Source organism: Halanaerobium salsuginis (assembly GCF_900114545.1).
Taxonomy (GTDB): domain Bacteria; phylum Bacillota; class Halanaerobiia; order Halanaerobiales; family Halanaerobiaceae; genus Halanaerobium; species Halanaerobium salsuginis.
On the sequence record NZ_FOTI01000072.1, the window covers coordinates 1 to 6,003 of the forward strand.

Sequence of the window (6,003 nt, forward strand, 5' to 3'; positions counted from 1 at the left end):
AAGCTTTAAATAACTGGTATGAAAATGTTAGTCAGTCTAAATTAAATCTTTTCTATAGAGCTAAAGGAACAGTAAAACGCTGGGAACAACACATTATTAACTATTTTAAAACTAGAATAACCAACGGATTTGCTGAAGGATTAAACAACAAAATCAAATTAATCAAAAGAATTGGCTACGGTGTTCCCAAAGTTGAAAACTTAAAACGCCGAGTATTTTTATCATTGCTAAGTATTTAAGAGTAATTCAAAAAAACAAAGAGATAACATGATTCAAACGGTGCTATTTAGATTTCACAACATTTGTCAAAGAACCACAAATAATTAAAAAACTTAAAAAAGCAGGTGCTGAAGGAGTAATTTTAGGTTGTACAGAGATTCCACTTTTAATAAAACCAGCCGATAGTGATCTCCCTATCTTTGATACAACTGCTCTGCATGCAGGTAAAGCCGTTGAATTAATTTTAGAATAACTTTTTTATTTACTTAGATTTAATAATTTATTATTTCTTTTTAAAATCGCTGTTAGTATAATCTATTAACGAAGCTAGTACAGTTGTAAAAATTTATCTAAAATGATAGGATAATATTAATCGACTGTCTAAATATAGTTAAAAAATCTGGAAATAAATTATTAAAAAGAGGTGATTAGCAAATGAGTGGATCAATTTTAGGTGATTTATTTAAAATCTCAACCTGGGGTGAATCACATGGTAAAGCACTTGGAGTGGTGATAGATGGCTGTCCAGCTGGAGTTAATTTAACAGAATTAGATATTCAAGCTGATCTTGATAGAAGAAAGCCTGGTCAGTCTCCATTTACAACACCTAGAAAAGAAAAAGATCAAGTAGAGATATTATCAGGTGTATTTAAGGGTAAAACTACTGGAACTCCAATTTCTTTAATCATTTACAATAAAAATCAGCGTTCGAAAGATTATTCAGCTTTAAAAGAAGTTTATCGTCCAGGCCATTCTGATTATACATATGATGCCAAATATGGTTTTAGAGATTATCGGGGTAGTGGTAGAGCATCTGGTCGAGAAACTGCAGCTAGAGTTGCTGGCGGTGCAGTTGCTCGTAAACTCCTGGCCTCACTTGGTATAGGAATTACAGCTTATACATATTCAATTGGACCTGTTACAATTGAAAAGACTAATTTTGATAAAGATTTTATTCAAAAAAATTTTTTATATATGCCAGATAGACAAGCAGCACAACAAGCAGAAGAGTATTTAACTGGCTTAATTAAGGGAAATAATTCTTCGGGTGGAAAGATTGAATGTGTAGTTGATAATTTACCAGCTGGTCTGGGAGATCCAGTTTTTGATAAATGTGATGCTCTGCTGGCTAAAGCCATGCTTTCAATCGGTGCAGTTAAAGCTTTTGCAATTGGAAGTGGTTTTTCAGCTGCTGAAATGACTGGTCACCAACATAATGATTTTTATAATTATAATGAGCAGGGAAAAGTAATTAAACAGAGTAATAATGCTGGTGGAACTCTAGGAGGAATAAGTGATGGTAGTCAAATTAAAATTCAAGTTGCTGTAAAACCTACTCCTTCAATAGAAAAAACACAGCCCACAATTAATCGTCAGGGAGAAAACATTGATTTAAATATTAAAGGACGGCATGATCCAATTATTGTGCCCAGAGCAGTTGTAGTTGTAGAAGCAATGACTGCTTTGACTTTAACTGATTTGTTATTAAAAAACATGACAGCTAAATTGGAAAATATTCAAAAAATATACTGCTAACTTTAAATTAAAAGAGCAGAACCTTAGCTAAGGTTCTGCTCTTTTATATTTATTATTCAATTGAAAAGCTTTAAATTTTTAATTTGAAATGAATTAAACTTTCTTTCTTTAATTGTATCTTTTTCTAAATCTAAATTGCCGATTAAAAGTGGTGACTCAGGCTGGTGAGTTGAAAAATTTTTTTCAACAATTTCGCTTTGGGAATTTGCATAACAATATTTACAGAAATGAAGACAGCTATTATAACTGCCAATATCTATACTTTCTGCACAATTACAAAACTTACGCTGATTTTTATCATTTTTTGCAGTTAGCTTAAAGCCGCTAATTTGTTCAATTAATTTACTATCAATACAGCTGCTGGGCTGGATGTTAAATGTAGTTAGATCAACTGCTTCAGCGCAGCTGGCCAGTTTTAAATCATACTTAGCAGCTAAATCAGCTAAATTGCTGGCAATTATTTTCATTTTAGTAGTAGTTAAAGCAGTTAAATTTATTTCTGCAAGATTTTTTTCAGTTTTTTTATAATTATCAAGAAAACTAATTATACACTTATCTGTATATTGAGCCAGCTGAGCTGCTAAAAAATCAAAGTATTTATAATGATACTCTTCATCAATAGTATCAGTTAAGATTATTGGATCATAACGCCAGATTAAACGCTCTTTTCCAATTTTTTGTGATAAAGTGATAAACTTTTTGATGATTTGTTTTTTTAGTGGAACTCTGCTCTCTAAATTTCTATTATACGGATTAATAGTAAATTGAAAATAGTAATTATAATCTTTTAACAAATCAAGTTGAGCTATAAAATCTGCTGTAGGATTTTTAGTCCAGAACACAATACAGTCGATTAACTTAGCAGACAAATTTATTTTAGAAATTTGTCGATAATTAAATGGGTTTCTAACCATAACTGACTGGGCCTTAATTCGATTGTAAAACCACTTACTATAAAAAGCAGGTAAATCAGTTCTGCGGCTGGCACTTATGATCATTTAATCACCTGTCTCGATAAAATTATTTATAACATTTTGGACAACATGCTTTACAAGCCTTTACTTTATCATAATGTTTTTCAGCTTCTGCTACTGCTTCTTGAAAGTTTTCATGTTCTCCTAAATCTTTTTTGCTTTTAGCTATTTTTAAGAAAAAACATATTTCGTGATGAACTTCATGGTAGCCATCTCTAAGAGCTTTATTATTAACAAAATATCTATACATAATTAACATCTCCTTAAATTGGTATGTAGAAAGATAAAACATTTTGTTGAATAAATTGCTCGTTTATTAAAATGATTAGTTTTCAAATTTAGCCAGCTTTTAAGTTGATTGAACTTACTTGCTTATTAAAAAACATTTTAATGATAATTTAACTTATCATTATTAAGATTAGTATAACATATTATGGAAATTAAAGCCAATTTAATTAGATTAACTATTTAGTATAATATTTATAGTTTTTGTTCTATTTCTTCATTTTTAACTTCATACTCTAGCTTTTGGAGTTCGCGGCTTGAATACTCAATCCCGAGATTAGTTTTATAATCCTGTCCCTTTAGATAAAGTAAAACCGAGGTTGTATCAGTTTTCCATTTGCTGTAATAATAGTGGTGACCAAGACTAACAGCTAGCCCCCAATATTTAGGATATTTTTTGAACAATTCATTATCCCAATAATGATGATCTTCATATTTATTTCCATATTTACTTCTTAGTGCTTCAAATAATGTAGCATAGTCACTAATATAATCATTTTTATCAACATGGCTTTCAATAATGAAATATTTAGCTCTAACCAATTTCCCTTTAGCAAAAATATAAGAAACACCTGTTGGAAAGCCTAAAACTTTGTCCTGATAAACTAATAAATTTTCTTTTTCGGCCTCTAGAACTTTAGTTTCAGCTTCTTTAACTTCAGCTTTACTCATACCCCAGCTTGTATTTCTAAAGTCATTTGCTGAAACACTGCAGCTAATAATTAATAAAAAAGCCAATACTAATAAAGTAGTTTTTTTCATTTTTTTCATCCTTTACTGATATATTTTGAATAAGTTTAGCTTTGATGAAATAAATATATATTAATATAAATTCTATAAAAAAAGAAATTTAATTTCAAGTTAAAAATTTAATAAATTATTTTATTTTGAAGCAGGAATTAAACTTTAAAGATTGAATATAGTTTATAGTAGTAAGTAATAAATTTTTAATTAATTAGTTAAATTCTGAGGCAAATTTATTTGCTTTACTTTTTGCGAACCTTGATAACTGCAGTTACATCATATTTGGTCAGGATGGTCAAAGTCGCGGCATTTAGCTAAAAAAGACTGTTTTTGCAGTCAAAAATCATAAATTTTAGCCGAATAAATTTCTAGACAAATAGCTGTGGTAACTGTTATAACAGGAAGGTTGCTTAAAAACGGGTCTAATGACTAAATCCATTACAACAAGGATTGAAACTTTCATCTAATACATCGGCCACTTTTCTTAATTCTTGTCTAATGACTAAATCCATTACAACAAGGATTGAAACTGGTTGGTAACATAACCATCGCTTTTGCTTTTTGGATGGTCTAATGACTAAATCCATTACAACAAGGATTGAAACATCATATGTTAGACGAGATTGAAGATTCAAACCATGTCTAATGACTAAATCCATTACAACAAGGATTGAAACGGCAACTCAAAGCTGATGGTACTTGGTTAGCTGATGGGGTCTAATGACTAAATCCATTACAACAAGGATTGAAACCTAAAACAACTGATTTAACTCAGGAACAATAGCTAATGAAATAGGAATAACTTTTCGAAAACAATTGCCAAGGAAAGCTCAAAATTATCTCTGGCAGCAGCAGTTAATTAAATTAATTTTAAATTGAGCTTGACAATTATTAACTACGTTGATATAATACAAAATGTCGCAAGTAATAAACGACTTTGCAAAGTACATTTTTTGAGTGGAGTTGTTTTGTTAAAATTTAATATGGTGGATGTAGCTCAGTTGGCTAGAGCGCGGGATTGTGGCTCCCGAGGCCGTGGGTTCAAGCCCCATCATCCACCCCATTAAAACACCTGTAAAGGTGCTTTTTTTATGCAATCTTGATTTGTCTATTTAATATTTATCAACCTGTTTTAAATAGATGATAAATAAATTTAGTTTAAGAATGTAACTTTAACTTGTAATTTAGATATGCTATAATATAATTACTCTATGTTGACTATAAGTCAATAAAAAGTGGAGGTAATCAAGATTGGCTAAAAGGACAAAAAAATCATTAAAAAGACGCGATACTATTTTAAATGAGGCTGAAAAATTATTTATAGAAGATGGCTTTGAAAAAACAACAGTCAAAGATATAGCAGAAAGAGCCGGAGTAGCTAAGGGAACTTTCTACTATTATTTTGACACTAAAGAAGATATTATTACAGCTTTGCTGGAAAGAAGATATAATCATACTGAAGAGAAAGCAAAATATATTTTAGAAAATGATTCCTACTCTGCTCTAGAAAAATTAGAAAAAATTATTTTAAGGTTAATTTTTACCAGAAGAGGTAATTTCAAAGTTTATGAATTTTTTAAGATAGATGAAAATGCTAAATTTATGAAAGAAAGAAATAAAGAATTCTGGAATAAGTTTATTCCTTTATTTACTCAAGTAGTAAAAGAGGGTGTAGCAAGTGGTGAATTTGAAATAGAATACCCTGAAGAGGTAACAGAAATTTTATTTATGGGTATTGATTCATTTTTGCATCGTCATTATGCTAATTTTACAACAGAGGAAATGTATCAGGATAAATTTTGTGCAGTTGAAGAAATACTAAATAAAACTTTAAACTTAAAAAGAGAAAGAGTAGATTTATCATTAATGAAGCCTGGTAAATAAAATTTTATTTGTCTATTTAATATTTATTCTTAAATTGCAATATTAAATGCAACACTCATAGAAAAACCTAGTGTTATAAAGTATATTAAAGTTAAAACTATTTATAAACTGTTAATGATAGATTGAAGTTCTTTTTGAAATAATTCATTTGGAGTAAAATAATTCAATAATTTTCTTGGATAATTATTACACCAGTTTTGTATTTTCTGAATTTGCTTTTCTGTATATTTACTTATTTGTTCTCCTTTAGGGATAAATCTTCTAATGAGACCATTATGTCTTTCATTAGTGCCTCTTTCCCAGGCTGAATAGGGATGAGCATAGTAAACATCAATATCATGATTATGTAAATTAGCAAATT

General features: G+C 29.6%; 7 protein-coding genes, 1 tRNA gene, 1 pseudogene and 1 CRISPR repeat array. Of the genes and pseudogenes, 5 read left to right on the top strand and 4 right to left on the bottom strand.

Annotation, left to right across the window (positions count from 1 at the left end):
- The 3 genes and pseudogenes from BMZ74_RS13905 to aroC all read left to right on the top strand — a co-directional run.
- Positions 1-239: transposase (locus BMZ74_RS13905; protein WP_143070192.1), on the top strand; the 239-nt coding region annotated here is incomplete at its 5' end.
- A 77-nt stretch (positions 240-316) separates the two neighbouring features.
- A pseudogene (locus BMZ74_RS14800) lies at positions 317-472 on the top strand (aspartate/glutamate racemase family protein); the annotation flags it as partial.
- A 182-nt stretch (positions 473-654) separates the two neighbouring features.
- Complete coding sequence (gene aroC, locus BMZ74_RS13915; RefSeq protein WP_089862811.1) at positions 655-1,755, top strand: chorismate synthase; 1,101 nt, start codon at positions 655-657, stop codon at positions 1,753-1,755.
- Positions 1,756-1,811: 56 nt separating this feature from the next.
- On the opposite strand, the gene BMZ74_RS13920 is transcribed toward aroC, so the two are convergent.
- The 3 genes from BMZ74_RS13920 to BMZ74_RS13930 all read right to left on the bottom strand — a co-directional run bounded on the left by BMZ74_RS13920 (position 1,812) and on the right by BMZ74_RS13930 (position 3,776).
- A complete protein-coding gene (locus BMZ74_RS13920) occupies positions 1,812-2,753 on the bottom strand; it encodes a DUF1848 domain-containing protein (RefSeq protein ID WP_089862812.1) in 942 nt (313 codons plus the stop codon).
- Positions 2,754-2,775: 22 nt separating this feature from the next.
- Positions 2,776-2,979, bottom strand: a complete 204-nt coding sequence (locus BMZ74_RS13925; RefSeq protein ID WP_089862813.1) for a hypothetical protein — start codon at positions 2,977-2,979, stop codon at positions 2,776-2,778.
- Positions 2,980-3,209: 230 nt separating this feature from the next.
- The gene (locus BMZ74_RS13930) at positions 3,210-3,776 is read right to left on the bottom strand and encodes a hypothetical protein (RefSeq protein WP_089862814.1); all 567 of its coding nucleotides are present in this window, start codon (positions 3,774-3,776) and stop codon (positions 3,210-3,212) included.
- Positions 3,777-4,178: 402 nt separating this feature from the next.
- Positions 4,179-4,510: direct repeats of the CRISPR family, unit length 37 nt; unit sequence GTCTAATGACTAAATCCATTACAACAAGGATTGAAAC.
- 234 nt (positions 4,511-4,744) lie between these two features.
- Here BMZ74_RS13930 and BMZ74_RS13935 point away from each other — a divergent pair.
- Positions 4,745-4,821: transfer RNA gene (locus BMZ74_RS13935), tRNA-His, on the top strand.
- Between the two features lie 188 nt (positions 4,822-5,009).
- Complete coding sequence (locus BMZ74_RS13940) at positions 5,010-5,642, top strand: TetR/AcrR family transcriptional regulator (RefSeq protein WP_089862815.1); 633 nt, start codon at positions 5,010-5,012, stop codon at positions 5,640-5,642.
- Between the two features lie 101 nt (positions 5,643-5,743).
- Here BMZ74_RS13940 and BMZ74_RS13945 read toward each other — a convergent pair.
- A partial coding sequence (locus BMZ74_RS13945; RefSeq protein WP_143070193.1) for an IS30 family transposase occupies positions 5,744-6,003 on the bottom strand: 260 nt, incomplete at its 5' end.